The sequence below is a fragment of the Suipraeoptans intestinalis genome, from assembly GCF_009696485.1.
Classification (GTDB): domain Bacteria; phylum Bacillota; class Clostridia; order Lachnospirales; family Lachnospiraceae; genus Suipraeoptans; species Suipraeoptans intestinalis.
In genome coordinates, this window is sequence record NZ_VULY01000018.1 from 1130465 (window position 1) to 1153694 (window position 23230).

Sequence of the window (23230 nt, forward strand, 5' to 3'; positions counted from 1 at the left end):
ACTACACCTCCTTTACGATGGCTGCCGCCCGGTCTATCTCTTCTTTCGTATTGACCTCTGTGCAGCACCACAAAATCCTGTGTCCGTCAAGGGGATATCCTCCCAGAATATCCTGCTCTTCCAGCGCCTGCAGGATCTCCTCCGAAGATTTTTCTGAAGTTGTAACGAATTCATGGAAAAACTCTCCCCCATTCTCTATGGTAAGGCCTGCTTTTTCCAGTTCCTCTGCCATATAATGCGCCTTGGAGGTACAAAGAGACGCCACCTTCTCCAGTCCTTTGCTTCCCACCGAAGCCAGGTACACTCCCACTCCCAGCGCACAAAGCGCATGGTTGGAACAGATGTTGCTGGATGCCTTCTCTCTTCGGATATGCTGCTCTCTTGCCTGCAGTGTCAGCACATAGCCGATCTTCCCATTATGGTCCGTGGTCTGTCCCACGATCCTTCCCGGAAGTCTTCTGGTCAGCGCAGATACGCATGCCATAAAGCCGCAGTAAGGCCCGCCAAATCCCAGCGGCAGCCCCAGAGACTGCCCTTCGCCAACGGCAATATCTGCGCCGTATTCTCCGGGCGTTTTCAGAATCCCCAGAGAAATGGGATTCACACTCATGATATATTTGGCTCCCGCCTCATGTACTGCTTCCCCGATCTCTTTTGCTTCCTCCAGGTTGCCGTAGAAGTTGGGATGCTGTATCAGCACGCATGCCACATCCTCTGCCAGTAGCGCCTGCAGGGCCTCCCTGTCTGTCCTTCCGTCTTTTGCGGGAATCTGTGTCAATTCTATCCCGTTGCCGAAACAGTAGGTCCGAACCGCCTCTACGACGAATGGATCTACCGTTGCCGAAATCAGAGCCGTTTTCCGCTTTCTCTCCCGGCACATCGCCACTGCCTCCGCCGCTGCGCACCCTACGTCATAGACAGATGCATTGGCTACGTCCATTCCTGTCAGTTCGCAGATCATCGTCTGAAACTCAAAGGTGGCCTGCAAGAGTCCCTGACTGATCTCCGCCTGATACGGCGTGTACGCCGTCATCATATTTTCCTTTGAAAGAACGCTTTTGACCGTGGCCGGAATATAATGCCTGTATGCTCCCGCTCCTCGAAAAACAGTGGGAAACACATGATTTTTTCTTGCCATCTCCGTCATTTTCCTGCGAACGGAAAGCTCCGGCATCCCTTCCGGGATCCCCAGTTCTCTTTGCAGCTTCACTTCATCCGGAACATGTGCATATAGTTCTTCCATCGTCTGGAACCCTATCTCCTCCAGCATCTGCTTCTGTTCCTTTTCCGTACCCGGAATATAAATTCCCATAAGCATTCACCGCCTCTCTCTGCTTCTTCTGCCTGCTGTATCCGTCTCTGTATGCTGCTAGGCTTCTCCCTCCACAAACGCTTTGTATTCTTCCGCCGTCAACAGCTCTTCTTTTTCTCCCACTTCTTTTACCTTCACAAACCATGCTCCATACGGCTCCTCATTGATCTTCTCCGGAGCATCCAGAAGCTCTTCATTGATCTCACACACCACTCCGGAAACCGGAGCATACACATCCGACACCGCCTTTACGGACTCTACATCTGCAAAAGACTCTCCTATCGTCAGTTCATCTCCTTCCTCCGGAAGGTTTACAAACACCAGATCTCCCAGCTCTGCCTGTGCAAAATCCGTCAAGCCGATGGTGAAGACTCCTTCCTCTTCTTTTACCCATTCATGTGATTTTGAATACCGTACATCTTCTCTGAATTCCATAACCCTTCTCCCTTCTTTTCCTTTTGCCTTGTTTCCTTTCTTCCAACAGGTTCATTTTAATGGATATTGCTCCCTCTGTCTATTCTTATCCGCCGTCCTATTTCTGTTTTTTGTAAAACGGAAGCGCCGTTACTTCTGCTTCCACTTTTCGTCCTCGCACTTCTACCTGGACAGCATCCCCCAGATCCACGCTTCCCTCTTCTACCAGCGCCATGGCAATCGCGTATCCCAGGAAGGGGCAATGGGTGCCCGACGTTGTCTGCCCGATCTGTTTTCCATCCTTGGAAACCTCCTGGTGCTCGCGGATGATCCCCCGTCCCGTCACTTTCAGTCCGATCCTTTTTCTCGCCGGCGGATTGGCTGACAGGGCTTCCTTCCCGATAAATGCTTCCTTGGACATTTTTACCGCAAATCCGAGGCCGGTCTCCAGCGGAGATACTCCGTCGTCCATTTCATGTCCGTAAAGAGGCATTGCCGCTTCCATCCGGAGCGTATCCCTGGCTCCCAGACCACAGGGAATCAGGCCTTCCTCTTTTCCCGCTTCCAGCAAAATATCCCACAGCCGTTTCGCTTCCTTGCTGTCCACATAGAGCTCTACACCGTCTTCGCCTGTGTAGCCTGTCTTGGATACGATACAAGGGATTCCCGCTACGTTCCCATCAAAGACTGCGTGATAATATTTCTTTGGAACAGATTCCTCCTCGGTCAGCTTTTTCAGGATCTTCATAGCTTCCGGTCCCTGCAGCGCCAGCTGTGCATACGCATCCGACACGTCTGTAAATACTGCGTCGCCGAACTGGTGCTCTTTCATCCAGCGATAGTCCTTCTCCCGGTTGGCTGCATTTACTACAATAAAGTACTGCCCCTCATTTTTTTTATATACAATAAGATCGTCTATTGTCCCTCCCTGCTCGTTACACATGGGACTGTATCTGGCCTGTCCGTCCGCCATATTTTCAAAGCTGTTGGTCAGAAGCATCTGCAGATTTGCCAGAGCGTCCTTCCCCTCGCAGAGGATCTCCCCCATGTGAGAGACGTCAAACAGTCCCGCCTGGGTACGTACCGCCATGTGCTCCTTGATCACTCCGGATTCATACTGAACCGGCAGCAGGTATCCTGCAAACGGCACCATCTTCCCTCCTGCTTCTACATGCGCTTCATATAACGGTGTTTTCCGTTCCATTGTAACTCCTCCTTTCATCCTGGTGAAAACTCTGTCAAGCCGTATCAAAAAGGGAGCTTCGCATTCGGAATATCGAATGACAAACCTCCCCTGTCGTGTACTCTTCAGAGCATTGTCCGGATCAGAGCTTTTGCCTGAGAGTTTCAAATATCCTCTTGCCCCTTCGGCGTCCCGCACTCTATCGGAATCTCTCTCTGATCCTTCAACCAATTCTTTCTTGAATTTGACTACATTATACTGACAACACTTCTTCTTGTCAATATTGTATTTGTCTGTTTTTCACAAAAACTTTGTTATATTTTTCATTATTTCGTTGCTGTTTTCACAATTCTTTGTGTTTTTCTCCTCCATGATAGGCCTTGATCCATTTTGAGAACATGGTATGGCTGACATTCAGCAAATCGGCTCCCTTTCTGAGACTGATCCTCCCTTCTTTCCATAAAGCCAGTACCTCTTGAAAATTGTCGGGCATCTGCCTTCTGGGCCGTCCGAATTTGATTCCCCGCTTCTTCGCCTCCACGATCCCCTCTCTCTGTCTTTGGCGGATGTTTTCTCTTTCTATCTGCGCCACATAAGACAGAATCTGAAGCACGATATCTGCCATAAACTTTCCCGTCAGATCCTTTGCTTTGCTCCTTGTATCCAGAAGCGGAAAATCCAGTACAATGATTTCCGTCTTTTTTTCTTTTGTGATCCGATTCCATTCCTTTATGATCTCATCATAATTTCTCCCCAGCCTGTCGATGGACTTAATATACAGTTCGTCGCCTTCTTTTAGTTTTCTGATCATTCTTTTGTACTTCCTGCAATTAAAATCTTTCCCGCTGGCCTTATCAACGTAGATCCTGTCCTGTGCAATTCCTTCCTTTAATATGGCGCTCAGCTGCCTGTCAATGTTTTGTTCCCTGGTGGAAACTCTTGCGTATCCGTACTTCATGCTCATTCACTCCCATAAAATAAAGTCTGTACTGTTTAAAAGTTGCATACGACTATTTTATAGGGAAAACCATGCAAATCCGCCATTTTCGGCACAAAAAAATCACCGTCCCCACAGCCTTCAAGTTCTGCAAAAACAGCGATTTATACTGCGCGATCAGGGGCTCGAACCCTGGACACCCTGATTAAGAGTCAGGTGCTCTACCAACTGAGCTAATCGCGCATATCTTTATAGATTTCTTCAACGCAAGTGCTATTATACAATACTCATATTGAAATTGCAATACTTTTTTAACGCTTTGTTAGCCTATCCGCCACATATTTTTCTTCTCTTTGCACCGCCTTTCCCACATACCTGCATGACCCTTCCATCTACACCCCTATTTTCGCATATGTCGCTCCTTTTTTGTTTTCTTAACTTCTCTTAAGAAACTTTCCTTTTCTTTTAGAAAAGAAACATAGTTTGGACACATTTGTTTCCTATAATAAACTCAGATAGTTGATACGACATCAACTATCTCCCCCTCACACAAATTGTCCATTGGACAACACACCCAGTGGAACAATTTACTCTCATTCCTTTAGATAACTATAACGACAACGAAACCCGTTAGCCGAAAGGTTAACGGGTTTTCGCTGTCTGCTTCTATTCTTTTTCGAGCTCTCACAGATGCCTCCGAGAGAGCTCTTTCTGGTTTATCTCTTTTCCGTTCTCTTTTTTGCCACCTGCAGAATTCCACCTGCTGACAGGAGCAGTGCCAACGTATATCCCGCCAGCGATCCTGCGTCTGCGGTTTTTGGTGCTTTCTTCCTGCTTTCCTGCACGGTCTTCCCCTTTTTGCTTTCAGGTGTTCCGTTATCTCCAGGCGTTACATGATCCGGCTTCGGTGGTTCTTCCCGGATCTCGGTGTTCGTGATCACCGTTTCCGTCTCTTTTGTGTCATAGCTTACGGTATACTTGCGGTCATTTATCACCAGCATGCCGTCCTTCTCTCCCACTTCCTGCACGGTGTATCGATTGGGCTCCTTTTGGTCGATCTTGTCTACCACCGGAAGATCCGTAAAGGTGTGACTCCAGTTTCCTGTTTCGTTTAGGGCCACGGCCTTCCCAAATGCCTCTCCATTTTTCAGAAGCTGCACAGTAATCTCTTTTGCCCCGGCAGTTCCTTTCCAGATCTTGGAAACCTTCATGGTGGTGGTTCCCGGGATCAATGTGCCCATATCGGTGTACTGCTTATTGGTTATCACAAAGCCATTGGCTTCGTCGCCGGTTACACGGACCTCATACTTTCTGCCGTCCAGCTGGATCCTTCCATCTTTTTCCTGCACTTCCCGCACGGAATAGGTGATGGGCTTTAAGGTATCTCCCTCTTTCTGTACCCCCGGAAGATTCTCAAAGGTATAGGTCCAGCCATCTGCCGCCGTCAGTTCTTTCATTCCATTTTCTACCTGGCTTTCTGTGCCATCCACCGTCCGGTAAAGCTGCACATAGACGGCAGCCGCCGGTATGGTCTTTTCTCCTGCCCACTCTTTTGTGACTTTTATCTGCTTTTTAGGCATATAGGTATTGGTAATGACTACCTCCTTAGCGGAAGGCTGTGTCATCTTTACCGAATAGCTGTGTCCATTCAGGGTAATAATACCGTCTGCTTCCCCTACTTCTTTTATCTCATACACATTTCCCTGTGCCTGCTGGATGGTGTCTACCACCGGAAGCTGTTCAAAGGTATGTGTCCAGCCATTTTCCTCATTCAAGGCAACGGCGCTTCCTTCCGGCTCTCCGTTTTTATACAGCTGTACCTGTACCTCTGTCTCTGTCACTTCTCCGGCCCAGGTCTTGGACACCTTCAGCTGCGTCGTCCCCGGTGTCAGCACTCCCATGTCCGTATACTGTCGGTTGGAAATGGTAAATCCGTTCTCCTGGCTTCCGCTAATGGTTACCTGATACTTCTTTCCTTCCAACTGGACCGTCCCATTGTCCGTCATTCCTTTTTCTTTCACCGAGTAGACGATGGGCTTGGTTTGTCCGCCAGCTTCTTCTGTTACCGGCAAGTCTGCAAACACCTTTTTCCAGCCTCCGGCGGCCGTCAGCTCTTCTGTTTTTACCAGTGTCGGCTGTCCGCCTCCCACGCTCTTGTACAGCTCCGCTTCCACTTTTTCTGTTGGCTGGGTCGCACCGCCTTGCCATTCTTTTGTTACCTGCACATCTGTCAGCTGTGTGTTGGTAATCGTATAATACTTCGTCTGAGGCTCTTTCTCTGCCTCCGCCATCGTATCATTTTCGTAGGCCACTGCGACTGCATAAGTATGATTTCCCAGTGTTACTTTTCCGTCTTTCGTTCCCTTTTCTTCAACAGTATACTTGTCAAACAGCGGATTTCCTTCCTGATCTACCATTTTCAGATCCTGGAATTCCACGTAATCTACGGCTGAATCTTTTGGAAGGGTCTTCTCTATTTCTTTTTCTCCACCTTTCAGAACAAAGGTCACATCCTCTTTATCAGAAGCGTTCCATGCCTTTTTTACCCGCACGGTGATCCGCCCCTGCTGATAGACAGCGTAGGTGTGAAGGGTATTCTTTTCTTCCACGCTCAGGATATCTGTGATCTGTGTGTTTGTATCCTTGTGCCAGGTGCCCGTAAAGGTAGCCTTTGCAAAGTCGTACTTCTCACTGTCCTGCGGTGTTTTTTGTTCCTCATTATAGATTGGTTTCTCTTTCCATGCCCCTTTATACCATCCACGGAATCCATAGCTTTCATTTGCCACAGTAAGGGACGGGATCACCTCCGTTGCAGTCAACTCTGTCGCCGCCGCGTTGTTCAGGGATACCTTCGGCGCTCCGTCGCCGGATTTGTAAAAGGTGTACACCTGCTCCAGCTTCTGTCCTGCCGGGTCTGTATCTGCCGTTCCCCCTTCCATCGTCGCAGAGGAATGGTTGCTGTGGTAGATCATTTTGGCTCTCTGTCCCAGCACGATGGTGGAAGCCTCCGGATCATACACGTAGTCCCACAGCGCCGGGCTTGTATGATCCTCTACCGTTGCGATCTTACTTGCCTCTACCGTCCGGGACACATAATGAAGCTTTTTGGCGTCCTCCGGTGTCGGCGTGTAGCCCGCTGCGGTTCCCGCCGGCGTATAGGCTGCCTTCAGGTCTGCGTCCGTCACCCCTTTTCCTACCAGATAGCCTACGTATCGGTTGGCGGTTTCCGCAAAGTCCTCCTGAAACACCTGATCATTCGCTGCATTTGGCGCTTCGCTGATGGAAACATTGATCACGGAATTTCTGGGTCCGCTTAATAGGATGGCGGATGTCTTGTCAAACACCCTCACGTCGTTGCCGTCAAAGGAAGCGTCCGTTCCCACGATCACATCCTGCTTGGCGTAGATATTGTCCCCGCTGTGTTCTGCCTTAAATTGATGGTTGCCGCTATTAAAAAAAGCATCTTTACTCTTTACGTTGTTCCCAAACACAGCGCTGTGAACGTTCAGGTATCCGTCGTTCATCACTCCTGCCCCCATCTGGGTGGTGGTGTTGTTTTTTACCTGCGCATGGTTCTCGAACGTAAGATTTCCCTTATTGTAAACGGCCGCTCCATAGTTGGCGGTCATGTACTCGATCGTTCCGCCTGCTACTACCACGTTAGAGCCCGGAGCGATATAGAGTCCTGCGCCTGCCGATGCTGCATTATATGTATATGCATGGGCGTTCTGCAGGGTAGAATTCTCTATCCGAAGATCTACCGTTGTGTTTCCATATTCCTTGGTCGCTCCGTTTCTGTGTCCTACGGAGATGATTCCTCCCGTATGATCCACCATGAAATTTTTCAGAGTCGTCCCTTTGATATGTGCCTTTGCCGAAGCCCCGTTTTCAAATGCGATCGCTCCGCCGTACTTGGCTGATTTATATTTCCAGGCTGCATTCCAAGATGCTCCGTTTCCTGTCAGGCTGGAATCATACAGATTCAGTTCTCCGCCGCCCACCACATCGATAAATCCGCCTGCAAAGGCAACTTCGGGATATTTCGAGTCCTCTGCTGCTTTCTCCATGGTAAACGTTGTATTTGTCACCGTCAGGTAGGAGTTCTCCGACATGATGGCGCCGCCCGACGTTCCGAAGTATGTTGACGCTTCCGGCTTCGTAGGAAGCTGTCCTCCCACCAGCTTGAAGGTAGAATCTTTTATGACGTTATGATCCAGTTTCTGTCCGGACTTTTCAAATTTGATAGCGCCTCCGGTATCAAAGCCGCCCTTTACCACAAAGTCTACATTATAAGCCCTTATGATACTGTTCGTTGCCTCGATGGCGCCGCCCTGGTATCCGCCTACGTTGGAGGCTGTAACATAATTGTGATTGCCATCAAAGATGGTCCGGTCTTCTGCCCCGTCGGAGTTGATGTACAGCAGAGAACCTCCTTCCAACTTGATGGCGCCGCCCTCTCCTGTAGTCCCTCTCTTTGTCTCCGTTGTCCCGCTGTAATTGTCGTAAAATGCTCCGCCTCTCATCGAAATGATCGATTTGCCTCCGCAGTAGATAGCTCCGCCATGGGCGGCGAGCGCCGGATCGTTGGGATGCTCCACTGCAGGCGTCGCTTTTTTCGCATAATTGTCACGGAAAACCGTATCCAGCAGGGACAGCTTTCCTTCCTGCTCCAGATAGATAGCCCCGCCCTGATAGCTTTGTTTGTTGACTCCCGATTCATCCAGTTTTTTCTGGAAAGTGTCCGTCGAACCGTTTTTGACAGTCACCTGCTCCAGACTTACCTCTGCTCCCAGGATCTTAAGCAGCCGTCCTTTTTCCGCTCCGTCCAGCGTTCCGTTCCGGATAATCACCGACACATTCTCTCCCCGTATCTGGAACATCTCTTCTATGTTGTTTCCCAGCGTCAGGGTATGCCCCTTCAAATCGATCACCGTACTCCCACTCTCAAAAATGAGAGGCTGCGTAATAGTGATGTCTGTCGTAACTACGGGATTATTCCCCAATCCTGCCCGCAGTTCACTTTCACTGCTTACATTCCCTGCCTGCACCGCCTGTGCGGGAAGCAGGAGCAGAAGCAGCATCAACCCTAGTTGAAAACCTTTTTTCATCCCCTAAATTCTCCTTTTTTTATTGTGATAATTCTCCGATCCTATTATATCTTATACTTCTCCAAAAGGCTATCTAATAAATGGGTTTGTTTTTGATGTATTTTAATTAGTTTTTCTCTCAAACTATTTTTTCTGGATATTTTTTATTCTGTGCAAAAAAGCCAAAAAAAAGCAGAGAAACTCCGTCACAAAAAACTCACAAAGGGCTTACGAAGAAAGCAGCGCAAAAAGAGACGGACGATTTTCCGAAAGCTTCTGGTCTGCCGGGAAAAATATCCGTCTCTTTTTTCTTATATTTTGTTTTTTCTTCCCTCGTTCGGTTCCTTCTTAGCCTTGCAGCCTCCGTCTCTTTTCCATGCGTTTCCTTAGGCACCATACCCCCGCCGCCAGGCTTCCTGTTCCGACCCAGATCCAACCGTCAGCTTTGTCTCCTGTTTTTGGCTGCCTCTTTCCTTTGGGCTTCTCCGGCTTAGGCGCCGGCGTTGTCTCTGTGACCTTGGGCTGCGTTACCACATCCATCTTCCACTGATTCTTTCCTGCTTCCTCCTGATACTCCGCCAGCGGAACCGACCACAGGCTGGCGCCCATCCGAACACGGTCTTCTCCCACGTCTACCGTCTGCTCCTGCACCGCCAGATACATGCCCGGCTTTAGCTGTCGGAACAAAACCTGTCCGGCTTCATCGCTAATCCCTGCCTGCAACCCTGCCTGATTTTTCTGTGCGCTCCGTTCCAAACGCTTTGCCGCTTCTATGGATTCTTCCGTTGTCATACCGGCAAATACTACCTGACTGTCTTGAAAAGAAGGCGTCAGGGAGTACACCGCACTTCCTCCTTCCACTGTCAGATCAGCCACCTGATACAGATGGATCCTGGCTCCCGGGATCGGCAGCGTTTGCCCCGTCCTGTCCTGATAATGCAACTGGATCCGAAGGGAACACTCTGCCCCTTGTTCCAGTGGTGGCACCCTGTCCTTTTCTCTTCCCTCTTCCGCCGTTCCTTGTATCTGGAACAGGGCGGCTCCTATACAGGCCGCCAGCATTGCATACCGGATTCGTTTTCTCCAGCAGGTTCTTTCTTTCCTCATGATCCCGTTTCCTTTCTGCTGTCACGGTGTTTTTTCCTTTTCCCCAGTCCCGCCGCCAGAAGCAGAAACACTCCCAACCCTCCGGCCAGCAGGAACAGCTTTCTATCATGTAAAATCGACAGGGCTTCTTCTTTTTCTGGTTCTTTATAGGGAATCCGATGTCCCTGTACCAGTAATCGGTGTGTATTGATACTATAAGGTGTACAGGTAAGAAGCGTTGCCCGATCTTCCTTCTCCTGTAATTTTAAGGCCTCGGTTTCTTCCGGCAGGACTACCTGAATCTGATCCACCTGATAAGCCAGTACCCGATCCAGGGTATGGATATAAAAAACATCCTTCTTTTTCATCTGATCCAGATCGGTAAACAGCTTGGCGCTGGGCAGTCCCCGGTGCGCCGATAATACCGTATGACTTCCCTTTCCTCCCACCGGAAGACTGGTTCCGCGGATATGCCCGCAGCCCTGATCCAGCGCCTCCTTTCCTGTGCCATGATAGATGGCCAGACGCAGGTTGATTTTAGGGATGACCAGATATCCCATCACCCCGTTTTTCAGAGGATCCAGAAGTTCATCGTAAGGGTGGCTTTTAATGTATTCTTCCGTGTCTTTTTCAAAGACATCGTAGACTACATTCTGCTTGTGCTGTCGATTGTATTCCACCGCCTCCTGCCAGCTGTCTTCCAAGACCCGCCTTGGCTGCGCCTCTATTTTCCGGGAATAGGTATCGATCAGTCTGCTATTTCTGTAGCGGTTCCACTGGTCGCTGATGACCGGATAGGTAAGGATTCCCAGTCCGACGAGAAATAGCAGCAGGATTCCCGCTTCCACCACACCAAACCGTTTTCTTTTCCCTCCCGGATCATCTTTTCTTTTTTTCATCATTTCTTTTTCTGCTTCCGCTGTTTTCTATAATTCCAGCCTCCCACCAGGATGCCGGCCAAAAGTAGTCCTCCCAGAGCACTAAGAATCTGACCCAACAGCAGATTCGGATCTTTCCGGCCTTCTTTTGCCCGATCGCTCTCGTATTCCTTTTCCCGGAACGGAACCCGGTGTCCTCTCACCAACAATCGCCGGGTGTTCACTCCGTAAGGCGTACAGGTCACCAGAGTTGCCAGATCTTCCCCTTCCTGTATTCTCAGAGAACTTACCTGTTCCGGAGCCACCGTTTGGATCTGGTCGATTTTGTAAGCCAGTGTTCTGTCCAATATATGAAAGTAAAACACATCCCCTGTTTTCAGTAAGGGCAGATCCGTAAACAATTTGGCACTGGGCAGTCCCCGGTGCGCCGAGATCACAGTATGAGTGCTGCTGCCTCCCACGGGAAGCGAGCTCACAAACAGATGACCGGCGCCTTTTTCCAAAACCTCTTTGGTGGTGTAATGATAAATAGGGATGCTGATGGAAATATCCGGGATCTCCACAAATCCCATGATCCCGTCTCCCGTAAGGTTCAGCAGGGCTTCATACGCTTCATCCCGGATCCCCTCCCTGACAGAGAAGGCATCCGGAACTTTTTCTTTTTGAAGCTGCCCGTTATAGGCCTCTGCTGCCTGCAGCATACGGGCAGTATCTTCTTTTGCTTCCTTTTGGACCGCCTTCCGATATGTCTGCTCCAGTTTTTTTGCACGATAGCTGTTCCACCGGTCACTGACTGTCGGATACAGAAGAATTCCCAATCCTATCAGGAATATCAGCAGCAATGGTAGATTTGTCTTCTTCCTCATAGGACACTCCCACTATTGCAGGAAACCGGCAAAAGCCGGTTCCATACATACTCTATCCATTCTTTTTCTGTCTTTTGAAAAACAGGATGGCTGCCAGAGTCATTACGATCACGCCCAGCGCGGTAAAGAGATAGGTTCCCATCCCTCCGGTAGACGGGAGCGCATTCAGCTTGGTGTTTTTAATGGTTTCTGCCAAAAGCACTGTTCCGGATCCTGCCGGATTGCTCTCTGTCAGAGCTACACTGTTTTCTGTGGTAGTAGAGGCTTTTACATACGCCGCCTTGGCTCCTGCCGTCGCTGCCGTCTCCTCTGTAAACTGACTTATCTCATAAAAGACGCCTGCCTTGATCCAGCCGACCTGTGTCTTATCCATTGCTTCGCCGGAATTGGTGGTGTAATCCACCTTGGTGGATTGAACGGAGCTGGTAGTCGTTGCCGTTGCCCAGCTTGCTTCTACTTCATAAATCGTCTCATTCAGAGAATATCCCGTAGGTGCCGTGATCTCCTTGATGTAGTAGGTTCCCTTTCCTACATGGGTAGAAAGGGCAATTCCCTTTTCGTTCGTTTTCACGATATCTACCAGCTTGGTTGCCTTGTTATCCAGATAAATACCAAAGACTGCATCCTTCAGAGGCTTTGCCTGTGTGCTGTCGTCTGTCTTTTTAAATGCCAGCTGATAGGTGTAAACTTTTTCTTCCTTGTCTTTTTTCGTGTTTCCACTGGCCTCATCTGTGCCGGGTTTATCCTCCGGCGTATCGTGAGTCTGTCCCTTTGTGGGATCATTTGCGTAGATCAGCTCCACCGTGTTGGTATTTCCTGTAGATCCCACCACAGCATCCTTATTGATCACTGCCTTGTAGGTGATCACCGGCGCCGCTCCCATCAGCTTGTCATAATCAAAGTTCAGGTTGAATCCTGTTCTTCCGTCTATCTCTGTCTTTTGCGCTGCTTTCGCGATCACAACGCCCGCCTGGTTGGTAAAAGTACCGTTCTGGTTGGTGATCGTTTCTCCCTTCCAGGTAATCGTCAGACTTTCATAGTCAAAGGTCAGGCCTTTACTCAAGCGGTCCGCCACAAAAAAGGTCTTGTTTTTTGCGTTCTCCGGATAGCTGGGCAGAGTAGGCGTCAACGTGTATGTCAGCTCTTTTCCGATGGATCCGGTCTGCTTTCCGTCATCTTCGACTCCGCCGGAAGCCTTTTTGTCAATTGTAGGTTTCGATGACTTTGCTACTCCCGTCTGTCCATACAGATAATTCTGGGTAGCGTCATAGCTTCCGTTTTGTAAAACGCCTTCTCCGTTATAGGAGGCTGCCAGAAGGATAGGATTGTATACCGTTCCGTCTTCCGCTCCTGTAATCAGCGCGATCCAGATCCCGGCGCCTTCCACCTCCTGCGTTACGGTAGCAGACGTTGCCTGCACTACCTTGGTTGCCTTCGGCGTGATGGTTCCGTCCCCGATCTTCTGGGCAATGTTTACGATTTCCTGAGATTTGGGTTTCGTCAGATCTGCAATCGTGGCATTGTCCGCAAACTCCCATTTTACAAAGGAGCCTCCGCTGTATACTCCGCTTGCGATCTGATAAAACGTAACCTTTGGATTGCCCGTCAATCCCTGTACCTCCAGGTTCGCCTTGTCTGTCGGCTCTGCTGCCTGGGCTTTGCCTGAAAACAGCATTCCTCCCACCAGTACAATGGCCATCATCATGGAAATGACTTTTTTAACCACCTTCATCTTTTCTCTCCTTTCTTTGTACCTCTCTGTTTTATCTTCTTTTTCTTTTTTCTTTCGGATCCACATCCATAGGGCTGCCATCCCCATCAGCAGACCTCCTGCTCCCGTAAAGTACATCGTCCCGATTCCCCCCGAGCTAGGCAACTCATACAGCGGACTGTTTTTTACGGCTACTCCCACTCCAGCTCCCGGCGTATCTGTAATGAGTTCAATGAACGGATGGGTTGCTGTCTGGCCCACAAGTCGTATCTTTCCTTCCTCTGTGACTTCTATCTGAAACACATCTGTCAACAGATAATAACCGGAAGGGGCCGTTACTTCCTTTAGGGTATAGCGCCCCGGGCGGATTCCATAAGCCGTGACGCTTCCGTTTTCTCCTGTCGTAACGGTCTCCTGCGGGTTCCCCGACAGGTCCGGTTCCTTATACACCGGAATGATCTGTCCGTTCTGGTACAGGGAAAACACGGCACCCTGCAGCTTTTTCCCCGGATCTGTCTGATCCGTCTTCTTCAGCACCAGGGGATAGGTCTTGGGCGTGTTGGTAATCCGAAAGGCAGTCTGCCCTCCCTGCTGGAGCTGCTCGACCTTGGAAATATATCCTGCGATCTGTACCTCTTCCACCGTGTAGGAAATCGGAGTGCCGGTGTCGTCCGTTCTCGGAAGCCCTGTAAATCGGCTGCTCCAGTTGTTTCCCGCGTGGAGCAGAACGGTCTGACCGGTAAGCGTTCCATTTTTCTTCAGTTTTATCGTGACCCGGTCTGCGGTATGATTCTCTTCGCCGTCCTGCCAGATTTTCGCTACCGGAAGATCCATCCGAACTTCCTTATTTGCAACCACCAACTGATTTTGCTCCGGATCATCGGCAAGCTGAATATTATTTTTTTCATATTCCTTCAGCACATATCCCTGCAACAGGCTGCCCACATCCTCCTCTATCAGGTAGGTATATGCTCCTCCGTTTGAATCCCGGATCTCCAGGTCTGACACATCCTTCTGCCACCCCTCTCCCGCTCTGAGGAATATTTCCCGGGAAAAGCCGGCATCGACTGTCTGATCAGATCGCTTTCGTTTTAGCGTCACTTTGACCGGCTGCTGGAATGTGGGCTGAAAAACCGTCTGATCCGCCCGGTACCATTTCTTTACGATCCGAAGCCCCGTTTTGACTTTTCTGTTGTGGATAGAAAAGGTGGTTCCCTGCTTGCTGACAGAAGCCTCATAGCCCGGCACTTCCCTTTCCTTGATCTGGTATTCCACTCCCGTAATGGAGGATTCTGAAACCCCCAGACGTTTCGCCAAAAGTTTTCGCATGGACAATTCATCAGGAACTCTGTAAAATCCACCGCTCCATCCGCTTTCTCCATCGATGTGGATGGTTCTTACCAGCTCTTCTTTCTGCGCACCGTTTACTTTATACCTCCGATACAAATCGACGATGAGCTCCTCATGCTCCTCCGAAGGATCACTCCAGGTTTTGTTTACCTGAAAATCCTTGTACATGACCGAATAGTTGCTAAACGACTGTGTGCTGATAGAGGTCCATACAAAATTGGTTCGTTTTACCGCAGAAGATCCCGCCGGGTTTCTGGAGAGATTTCCCATGGTAAAGTTTAGATGATCTGTCTGCGCAGTCGTAAACATCACAGAATTCAGCGACCAGTTCGGATGTGTCGGATTGTCCCCGTCCCAGTAAACAGAGCCTCCGTTATACGCATATTGTCTGCCAGTCGAGGTATCGCCGTCATAATACGTTTCTATATGGCAGTTTGGGACCGTGTAAACGCCCGACACTGTTCCCGGCTGCGGAAATACATACTCCGGTCCGTATGCTGCAGGATAAGGCTGCTCATCGTCTTGTATCCTCGCTTCATTCAGAGAATTGATGGTGTAATAGGCTGCTGTCTCATCTCCGAATACTCCACTGGGAAACTGGATCTGGCTTCCCGATTTACTGTAAAACTTCAGGTCTACATTGATCTCCAGCACATTCTGCCAGCACCAGCCATGATATAGGCTATGGCTGATCTGAAGAATAGGGTAGTAGGTATTGTTGCCATAATCACGCATATTCCAGCTGGCTCCCGGCGTCCTGTTTTTCATAGGTGTCACCTTGATCCTAGCAACAGCATCTACCACTTCTCCGTTATAGTAGGCCGCGTTTGTATACTTCACATCCACCCACATCTGCGTGGTGTTTAAGGACTTATCTGCCGAGTTCCATCCGGCCTGTGAATCTGTACTATGATTGTAGGTGTATACTGTATGAGAACCCTGAAACCGGACTGCTTCCACTCTTCCTCCCGCCGCCATATTGGAAAATCTGTTTCGGGAGGCAACGCTCCAGTCTCCGTTCCACAAGGCTCCTCCGTCACTTGCTGCAGAGGCGGCCAGCGAGGCCCGATCGGAAACAGAGCTTCCTGTTCCAATGATCTGTGCCCTGGCGCCCGGCATGTTTTCGATGATCTGCAAATAATTGGCCGGTGCGATATCAGACGCCGCCACAGTGGTCGGAGGGGTGACCTGACTGCCTGCCCCTGCTCGGAGCATAACTGCCACACCTTCCTCTTCTATGGAAAATGCCCGGGCGTTCCATTCTGTATCCAAATTCTCCTCTATCTTCCCCGCTTCTTCGTCCTCTCGCGATATTCCTCCATCCTCAGTCGTTTCCATTTGCTTTTCCGCTGTTTGTGGCGATTCTTCCGCAAATGACAGGAATACCTGCAGCAAACAAATCAGCAAAACCAGCGCTAGTGTTCCTATCCGCCTGATTTTTTTCATCCTTTTTCTCACCCCCCCTTTTTTCTATTTTCAGAATAAACTTCTTTTTATATCTGTCTGTTTGTTCTACTCTCCCTCTTTCGTGCTCCAATTATACCCCCCCCCGGAAATTGCAAGAATAATTTCATTTCTCCTTGCAATTTCCGGGGATTTTCCTCAATCATATAAATTTTTTCTACTTTTGTGCAATTTCCTATCTCAAAGATAGGAATATCTTCGTTTGCGTCTTGCATTTCGTATCGTTTTGCAGGATTTTCCCCACAAAAGTTCCACTGTTCCCACCATCTGCCTGCCTCCTGTTTCCCGTAAGACAACAAAACACTGTTTCTTTTCACTTTGGACAATCCTGTCGTGAAAAGAAGCAGTGTCGTTGCTTTTTTCTCTGTTCTATTTTTTAGCAAGCCCTTCTGTCTGCCGTCAGTCCTCACAGCTTCCAAATACCTGTGGGCTTTTCTGTCTTCTATCCTCTGTCTCCCATGGGGATATATGCCTTATACGGCGTCAGAGGCTTATATGCCGGACGTATGATCTTATCCACATTTTTCAGCTCTTCCAGCCTGTGGGCGCTCCAGCCTACGATCCTTGCCGTCGCAAAAATCGGTGTGTAAAGGGATGCCGGAAGATCCAACATGCCATACACCAGCCCGCTGTAAAAGTCCACATTGGCATTTACGCCTTTATAGATCTTTCTCTTTCTTGCAATCACCTCCGGCGCCATGTGTTCCACCATCTCATAGAGTGCATATTCCTTCTCATATCCCTTTTCTGCCGCCAGCTGCTTGACAAACTGCTTAAAGATCTCCGCTCTTGGATCGGACACAGAATAAACGGCGTGTCCCATTCCATAGATCAGCCCTTTCTGATCAAATGCTTTTTTGTCCAGCAGATCCTCCAGATAGTTTTCCACTGCCTCTTTGTCCGTCCAGTCCTTCAGGCTGTTTTTCATATCCTCAAACATCTGGGTCACCTTAATATTGGCACCGCCATGCTTGGGGCCTTTTAAAGATGCCATGGCTGCCGCCATGGTGGAATAGGTATCTGTCCCCGAAGAGGTAACCACATGGGTCGTGAAGGTGGAGTTGTTTCCTCCGCCGTGATCCATATGCAGGACCAGCGCCATATCCAGGATCCTTGCTTCCAGCTTGGAATAGGTCCGGTTTTCCCGGAGCATCATCAGGATATTTTCCGCTGTGGAAAGCTCTTTTGAAGGTGCATAGATAAAAAGGTCTTCTCCTCTTCTGTAATTATAGGCATGATATCCGTACAGCATCAGCATGGGAAATTGACTGATCAGATTCAGACACTGCCGCAGCACATTAGGGATCGAGGTATCGTCCGCCTTGGAATCGTAGCTGTATAAATTCAAAATGGACCGGGACAGACTGTTCATCATATCTCTGCTGGGCGCCTTCATGATCACATCCCGTACAAAGGTGGGCGGCAGCGTCCTGCGCTCTGCCAGTACCTCTTCAAAGGCTTTTAGCTGACTGCTACCGGGCAGCTCCCCAAACAAAAGCAAGTATGCCGTTTCTTCAAACCCAAAATGATCTGCCTCCAGAAATCCTTTTACCAGATCCTTGATGTTATATCCCCGGTAATACAGATTTCCCTCGCAGGGAACTTCCTCTCCGTCAATGATCTTTTTGGCACAGACGTCGGAAATATTGGTCAGTCCTGCCAGGACTCCCTTCCCGTTCAGGTCTCGCAGTCCTCTCTTTACCTCATAGCGGGTGTAAAGTTCTTTATCGATGGCATTGTTTTCCTCACAAAGCTTTGCATATGCTTCGATTTCCGGTGTCACTTCAAATACTGCGTAATTCTCTCGATTTCCCATAGGGCACCTCCTTGTCTGTGTACTGCTCCGTCTGCATTTTCTGCTTGCCTGTCTCTATCCTACATCCTCCTTGTTTCCTGCTTTCTGCTCAATTCATTGGCCAGAACCGCAAATTCTTCCAGTGTCAGCGCTTCTCCTCTGACGCTGCTGCCTCTTCCCAGCTTCTCAATGGCTTCTTCTATTTCCTCTTTGGTAAATCCCGATTCTCTCAGCGTCTTCAATCCGTTTGCCAGCGTCTTTCTTCTTTGATGGAAGGATGCCCGGATGATCTGAAACAAAAGAGTTTCATCCTCTACCTCCACCGGCGGCTCTGTATGTCTGGTCAGCCGTATTACTGCAGATCCCACATTTGGCCGGGGCATGAAGCAGTTGGGCGGTACATTGGCTGCCAGGTACGGTTTTGCATAATATTGTACTGCCAGAGAAAGTGCTCCATACTCCTTGCTTCCCGGTCCCGTCTTCATCCGGTCTGCCACCTCTTTTTGCACCATCACCGTCATGCTTTCCATCGGCACTTCTTTTTCAAACAGACCCATAATGATAGGAGTCGTAATATAATAAGGAAGATTTGCCACTACCTTTACCGGTCTTCCTTCATTCTCTTTCTCCACCAGTTCTTTCAGATCCAGCTTCAGCACGTCCTGATGGATCACCTTTACATTTGGGTATTCCTGCAAGGTATCTGCCAGCACCGGGATCAGGCTGGCGTCGATCTCCACCGCCACCACCTTGCGGGCCGCCTTTGCCAGGTACTGTGTCAGTGTCCCGATGCCGGGGCCGATCTCCAAAACCATATCTTCTTTCGTAATCTCTGCCGCCGCTACGATCTTATCCAGTACGTGTGGATCGATGAGAAAATTCTGTCCGTATCGTTTTTTAAACGACAGTCTGTGCTTCTTCAGTATTTCAATTGTGTTCTGCGGATTCCCTAAACTTGGCTCTGCCATCCCTTCGCTCCTGTCCTGTTATTTCCACTTATTATATCTGATTTCCGGGAATTTTTCCATAAAATTGTCTGGCATTTTCCCTGGTCTGCCTCAACACCGCTTCTGCTGAGATCCCCTTTATCTGTGCAAGCGCCTCTGCCACATAAGAAATATAAAGAGAATTATTTCTTTTCCCCCGAAACGGCTCTGGCGCCAGGTAAGGCGCATCTGTTTCCAGCAAGATCCTCTCCAAAGGGATCACCGCTGCCGTTTCCTTTAGTTTCCTGGCATTCTTAAAGGTCAGGACGCCTCCTATACCGATCTGATATCCCATCCTGACATACTCTTCGGCCTGCTCTCTTCCGTAGGAATAGCAATGGATGACTGCTTTCATTCCCTGCCCATGCCGCTTCATGATCTCCATGGTATCGGCTGCCGCATCCCTGCTGTGGATCACCACCGGAAGCTGCTGTCGCCTTGCCAGTTCCAACTGCCGGATCATCCAATGCTTCTGCGTTTCCTTCCCTTCCACATTCCAGTGATAATCCAGACCGATCTCTCCCACAGCCACTACCTTGGGATGCTGTACATAAGCCTCCAGCCTTGTAAATCTCTCCTCTGTCAGCTCTCCTACCGCATCCGGATGCACTCCCATGGCTCCATAAAGAAAGGGGAATTCCTCCGTTAATCTCAGGATCCGCTCCAGTGAGCGATAATCCGATCCGATATTAATGATTGCTTCCACTCCCTGTGCTTCCATGGACAAAAGCAATTCTTTCCTGTCCGGGTCAAATTGCTCGTCATCATAATGTGCATGTGTATCTATGATCATCGTTTCTCCCTCCCTGAAACATGCCGGATCCTGCCGTCTTGGTTTCAGTCGCTTTTCTGTCCAAAAAGGACGAGTCGTACCCGGCTCGCCCTTCTTTCTATTTTGTCACAAATGCATCTAGCAGATGGAAGCTCCTGCCGGCATCTCTTCGTCCGGAACCATCACGGCCAGCCTTCCATTGGCGTCTTCTGCCGACAGGATCATCCCTTCTGACAAAAGTCCTGCCAGCTTCGCCGGTTTCAGATTGACCAGTACCATTACTTTTTTTCCTACCATCTCTTCCGGTTGATAGCAGGATTTGATCCCGGAAACGATCTGCCTGATCCGGTCTCCCGTTTTCACCTGAAGACAAAGCAACTTTCTGGACTTTTTCACTTCCTCGCAGGCAACCACTTCTCCCACCTGAAATTGCAGCTTCTCAAACAGATCATAGGTGATCTCTTCTTTCATCTCCTGATGGATCACATCCTCCTCTGCCCGGTCACTCTCCTTCTTTTCTTTTGCAAGCTGTGCTTCTTTTTCTTCCAGCTCCTTTAGAAAAGCTTCCGCATCGATCCTGGCAAAAAGGATCTCCGGCTGCTCTGTAACCTTGTCTGTCCCCATCTGCTTCCGGATCTTTTCGGAAGTCTCCGGCATAAACGGCTCCAAAAGAGCGGCTCCTTCCTTGATCCCTTCTGCCAGACGATACAAAACGGTTTCCAGCCTGTCCCTGCTTGCCTCTTCTTTGGCCAAAACCCAGGGCATCGTCTCATCAATATATTTATTACAGCGTTTGAAAATCTGGAAAATTTCCGTGATGGCGTCTGCCACCCGCAGCTCCTCCATTTTTTCTCCCACCTTCTTCTTTGCCTCCGAAATCACAGCCTTCAGTTCTTCATCCACCGGATCGGTCGCCTGTTTATCCTTCACGACTCCGTCAAAATACTTGTTTGTCATGGAGATCGTTCGGTTCACCAGATTTCCCAGCGTATTTGCAAGGTCTGCATTGATTCTTTCGATCATCAGCTCCCAGGAGATCACTCCATCGTTATCAAACGGCATCTCATGCAGAACAAAATACCGGACAGCGTCTACGCCAAAGGCTTCTACCAGCTGGTCCGCATATAATACATTTCCCTTGGATTTACTCATCTTCCCGTCTCCCTGCAGCAGCCAGGGATGTCCGAATACCTGCTTTGGCAGCGGCAGATCCAGCGCCATGAGGAAGATCGGCCAGTAAATAGTATGGAAACGAATGATATCCTTTCCGATCAGATGCAGATCTGCCGGCCAGTCCCTCCGGAACTGTTGGGTATGATCTCCGTCTGCATCATAGCCGATCCCGGTAATATAGTTGGTCAGGGCATCCAGCCATACATACACCACGTGCCCCGGCGCAAAGTCCACCGGGATCCCCCACTGGAAGGAAGTTCTGGAAACACAAAGATCCTGCAGGCCCGGCAGCAGAAAATTATTCATCATCTCATTTTTGCGGGACACCGGCTGGATAAATTCCGGGTGTGTCTCTATGTGGTGGATCAGCCGGTCCGCATACTTACTCATACGGAAGAAGTACGCTTCCTCCTTTGCCGGATGCACCTCTCCGCCACAATCCGGACATTTTCCGTCCTTCAGCTGGGCTTCCGTAAAAAAGGACTCACAGGGCGTACAGTACATGCCCTCATAATGGCCCTTGTAGATATCTCCCTGCTCGTACAGTTTTTTGAAGATCTTCTGCACCTGTTTTTCATGCTCTTCGTCTGTTGTCCGGATAAATTTGTCGTAGGATGTGTTCATCATATCCCACACTGCTCTTACTTCTTCCGCCACTTTATCCACGTAGGCCTTGGGCGTAACCCCTGCCTCCTGCGCCTTCAGCTCTATCTTCTGTCCGTGCTCATCTGTTCCCGTCTGGAAAAACACCTCATACCCCTGGCTTCTTTTATATCGCGCGATGGCATCGGCCAGCACGATCTCGTAAGTATTTCCGATATGCGGTTTTCCGGATGTATAAGCGATCGCTGTCGTCATATAATACTTCTCTGCCATAGTCCTCTCCTTCTCCCACTTTCCTTTTCCCTGTTTTCCGGTGTTTCCCACCGCTTACAGGAGTCCTGATTTTTCCTATTATAGCAAGAAACACCCCAGAAGTCCAATGCCCGCCGAATTTTTTATACTTATTTTATTGAATCCCGCTTCTTTCTTATGCTATACTTGCCGAAAGGAAGTGATGAATATGAAGATAGAAAAATTAAGTGAAAATCAGATACGCTGCACCCTGACCCGTGCAGATCTTGCAGACCGGCAGCTACATTTAAGCGAACTGGCTTACGGAAGCGAGAAGGCACGTTCTCTTTTCCATGACATGATGCAGCGGGCAGCCGCAGAGTTTGGCTTTGAGGCCGATAACACCCCTTTGATGATAGAAGCAGTTCCCATCAATTCAGATTCCATTGTGCTGATCATTACAAAAGTGGATGATCCGGAGGAACTGGATACCCGGTTTTCCAAATTTGCTCCTTCCCCCGGAGGGGAGGGCGACGGAGTTCCTGCTCCTTTCCTTTCCAAGCTAAATGGAAGCAGTTTTCTGGAAAAAGAGGAAACGCCTGCAAAGCATCCGGGGGAAGCGCCTGTAACAGCAGAGGAAAAAACAGATCTTTCCTCTTTTCCCGCTCGCCTGTTTTCTTTTGGCAACATGGAGACACTGGTTGCAGCCTCCAAGGTCATCGGACAGATGCACCGCGGCAGCAGCACCTTATACAAAGACGAAGCAGAAGGTGTTTACCTTCTCTCCCTTACCAGAGCGCCCCATTCCGATCAGGATTTTAGCCGCATCTGCAATATGCTTTCAGAATACGGCTCCCAGGAACGTGCCAACGGCGCTATCTTTGCTTTTTTGACAGAACATTTTTCACCGATGCTGGAGAAGGACGCACTGAAAACCTTGTCTGCTCTGTAAGTTTGTACGATTCTTCAACGTTTTCTGTACCGTCTGGTCCTGTTGCGGGATCTCTACAAATATCATACCGGCATCGCCACAAAAAGAACCTTCCCTCCCACAGGAGAAAAGGTTCTTTTTTCATCTGTCTTTGAAATTCCGTTGTATGGAGCTTCCTTTCCGCTGATCTGCGATTACGCATTTAAAAACGCATTGATCTTTTCCAGCAGCAGATCTGCATCCAATCCGTGCACCATAGCTGCTTCTTCCAGCGTCTCTGCCTGTGATGCGGGACAGCCCAGACAGTGCATTCCTACCTCCATCAAGATGGGAGCGATGTCGTAATTTACGCTGAGGATTTCTCCAATTGTCATATCCTTTGATACCTGTGCCATAGCGATTCCTCCTTCTATTCATATAATTCGGATCTCTTCTGTATCCTGTTTCCTTC

At 49.3% G+C, this 23230-nt stretch carries 16 protein-coding genes, 1 tRNA gene and 1 riboswitch; of the genes, 1 reads left to right on the forward strand and 16 read right to left on the reverse strand.

Annotated features, from left to right (window positions below; genetic code table 11):
• Nucleotide 1: 1 nt before the first annotated feature.
• The 15 genes from gcvPA to metG form a co-directional block, all read right to left on the reverse strand.
• Nucleotides 2-1312, reverse strand: coding sequence for an aminomethyl-transferring glycine dehydrogenase subunit GcvPA (gcvPA, locus tag FYJ34_RS06015; RefSeq protein ID WP_154477056.1), 1311 nt, complete (start codon nt 1310-1312; stop codon nt 2-4).
• 57 nt (nt 1313-1369) lie between these two features.
• Nucleotides 1370-1747, reverse strand: a complete 378-nt coding sequence (gcvH, locus tag FYJ34_RS06020; protein ID WP_154477058.1) for a glycine cleavage system protein GcvH — start codon at nt 1745-1747, stop codon at nt 1370-1372.
• Between the two features lie 97 nt (nt 1748-1844).
• Nucleotides 1845-2930, reverse strand: coding sequence for a glycine cleavage system aminomethyltransferase GcvT (gcvT, locus tag FYJ34_RS06025; protein WP_154477059.1), 1086 nt, complete (start codon nt 2928-2930; stop codon nt 1845-1847).
• A gap of 113 nt (nt 2931-3043) precedes the next feature.
• Nucleotides 3044-3136, reverse strand: a riboswitch (glycine riboswitch).
• Nucleotides 3137-3252: 116 nt separating this feature from the next.
• Nucleotides 3253-3867 (reverse strand): recombinase family protein, encoded by a 615-nt coding sequence (locus FYJ34_RS06030; RefSeq protein WP_154477060.1) that lies wholly within the window; start codon nt 3865-3867, stop codon nt 3253-3255.
• A gap of 149 nt (nt 3868-4016) precedes the next feature.
• Nucleotides 4017-4089, reverse strand: a tRNA-Lys gene (locus FYJ34_RS06035).
• A 473-nt stretch (nt 4090-4562) separates the two neighbouring features.
• Nucleotides 4563-8954 carry a Cna B-type domain-containing protein gene (locus tag FYJ34_RS06040; protein ID WP_154477061.1) on the reverse strand — a complete coding sequence of 1464 codons (4392 nt, stop codon included), beginning with the start codon at nt 8952-8954 and terminating at the stop codon, nt 4563-4565.
• Between the two features lie 327 nt (nt 8955-9281).
• Entirely contained in the window at nt 9282-10040 is a 759-nt protein-coding gene (locus FYJ34_RS06045) for an isopeptide-forming domain-containing protein (RefSeq protein WP_154477062.1), read from the reverse strand.
• The gene (locus tag FYJ34_RS06050; RefSeq protein ID WP_206671423.1) at nt 10037-10921 is read right to left on the reverse strand and encodes a class C sortase; all 885 of its coding nucleotides are present in this window, start codon (nt 10919-10921) and stop codon (nt 10037-10039) included. The genes FYJ34_RS06045 and FYJ34_RS06050 overlap by 4 nt, the downstream gene beginning before the upstream one ends.
• Nucleotides 10918-11763, reverse strand: a complete 846-nt coding sequence (locus tag FYJ34_RS06055) for a class C sortase (protein WP_154477063.1) — start codon at nt 11761-11763, stop codon at nt 10918-10920. The genes FYJ34_RS06050 and FYJ34_RS06055 overlap by 4 nt, the downstream gene beginning before the upstream one ends.
• A 52-nt stretch (nt 11764-11815) precedes the next feature.
• Nucleotides 11816-16162: a SpaA isopeptide-forming pilin-related protein gene (locus FYJ34_RS06060; RefSeq protein WP_173017064.1), complete on the reverse strand. Its 4347-nt coding sequence runs from the start codon at nt 16160-16162 to the stop codon at nt 11816-11818.
• Nucleotides 16149-16361 carry a hypothetical protein gene (locus FYJ34_RS12700; protein WP_173017065.1) on the reverse strand — a complete coding sequence of 71 codons (213 nt, stop codon included), beginning with the start codon at nt 16359-16361 and terminating at the stop codon, nt 16149-16151. Before FYJ34_RS12700 ends, FYJ34_RS06060 begins: the two co-directional genes overlap by 14 nt.
• A gap of 369 nt (nt 16362-16730) precedes the next feature.
• The gene (locus tag FYJ34_RS06070; RefSeq protein ID WP_154477068.1) at nt 16731-18104 is read right to left on the reverse strand and encodes a citrate/2-methylcitrate synthase; all 1374 of its coding nucleotides are present in this window, start codon (nt 18102-18104) and stop codon (nt 16731-16733) included.
• 59 nt (nt 18105-18163) lie between these two features.
• On the reverse strand, nt 18164-19051 hold the full coding sequence (gene rsmA / locus FYJ34_RS06075; protein ID WP_154477070.1) for a 16S rRNA (adenine(1518)-N(6)/adenine(1519)-N(6))-dimethyltransferase RsmA: 888 nt from the start codon (nt 19049-19051) through the stop codon (nt 18164-18166).
• Nucleotides 19052-19082: 31 nt separating this feature from the next.
• Nucleotides 19083-19862, reverse strand: coding sequence for a TatD family hydrolase (locus FYJ34_RS06080; protein WP_154477071.1), 780 nt, complete (start codon nt 19860-19862; stop codon nt 19083-19085).
• A 117-nt stretch (nt 19863-19979) separates the two neighbouring features.
• Nucleotides 19980-21890, reverse strand: coding sequence for a methionine--tRNA ligase (metG, locus tag FYJ34_RS06085; RefSeq protein ID WP_154477073.1), 1911 nt, complete (start codon nt 21888-21890; stop codon nt 19980-19982).
• Nucleotides 21891-22077: 187 nt separating this feature from the next.
• Between metG and FYJ34_RS06090 the strand changes: the two genes are divergently transcribed.
• Nucleotides 22078-22800: an adaptor protein MecA gene (locus FYJ34_RS06090; protein ID WP_154477075.1), complete on the forward strand. Its 723-nt coding sequence runs from the start codon at nt 22078-22080 to the stop codon at nt 22798-22800.
• 173 nt (nt 22801-22973) lie between these two features.
• Here the strand turns inward: FYJ34_RS06090 and FYJ34_RS06095 are convergent, their stop codons facing one another.
• Nucleotides 22974-23174 (reverse strand): DUF1858 domain-containing protein, encoded by a 201-nt coding sequence (locus FYJ34_RS06095; protein ID WP_154477077.1) that lies wholly within the window; start codon nt 23172-23174, stop codon nt 22974-22976.
• Between the last annotated feature and the right edge of the window lie 56 nt (nt 23175-23230).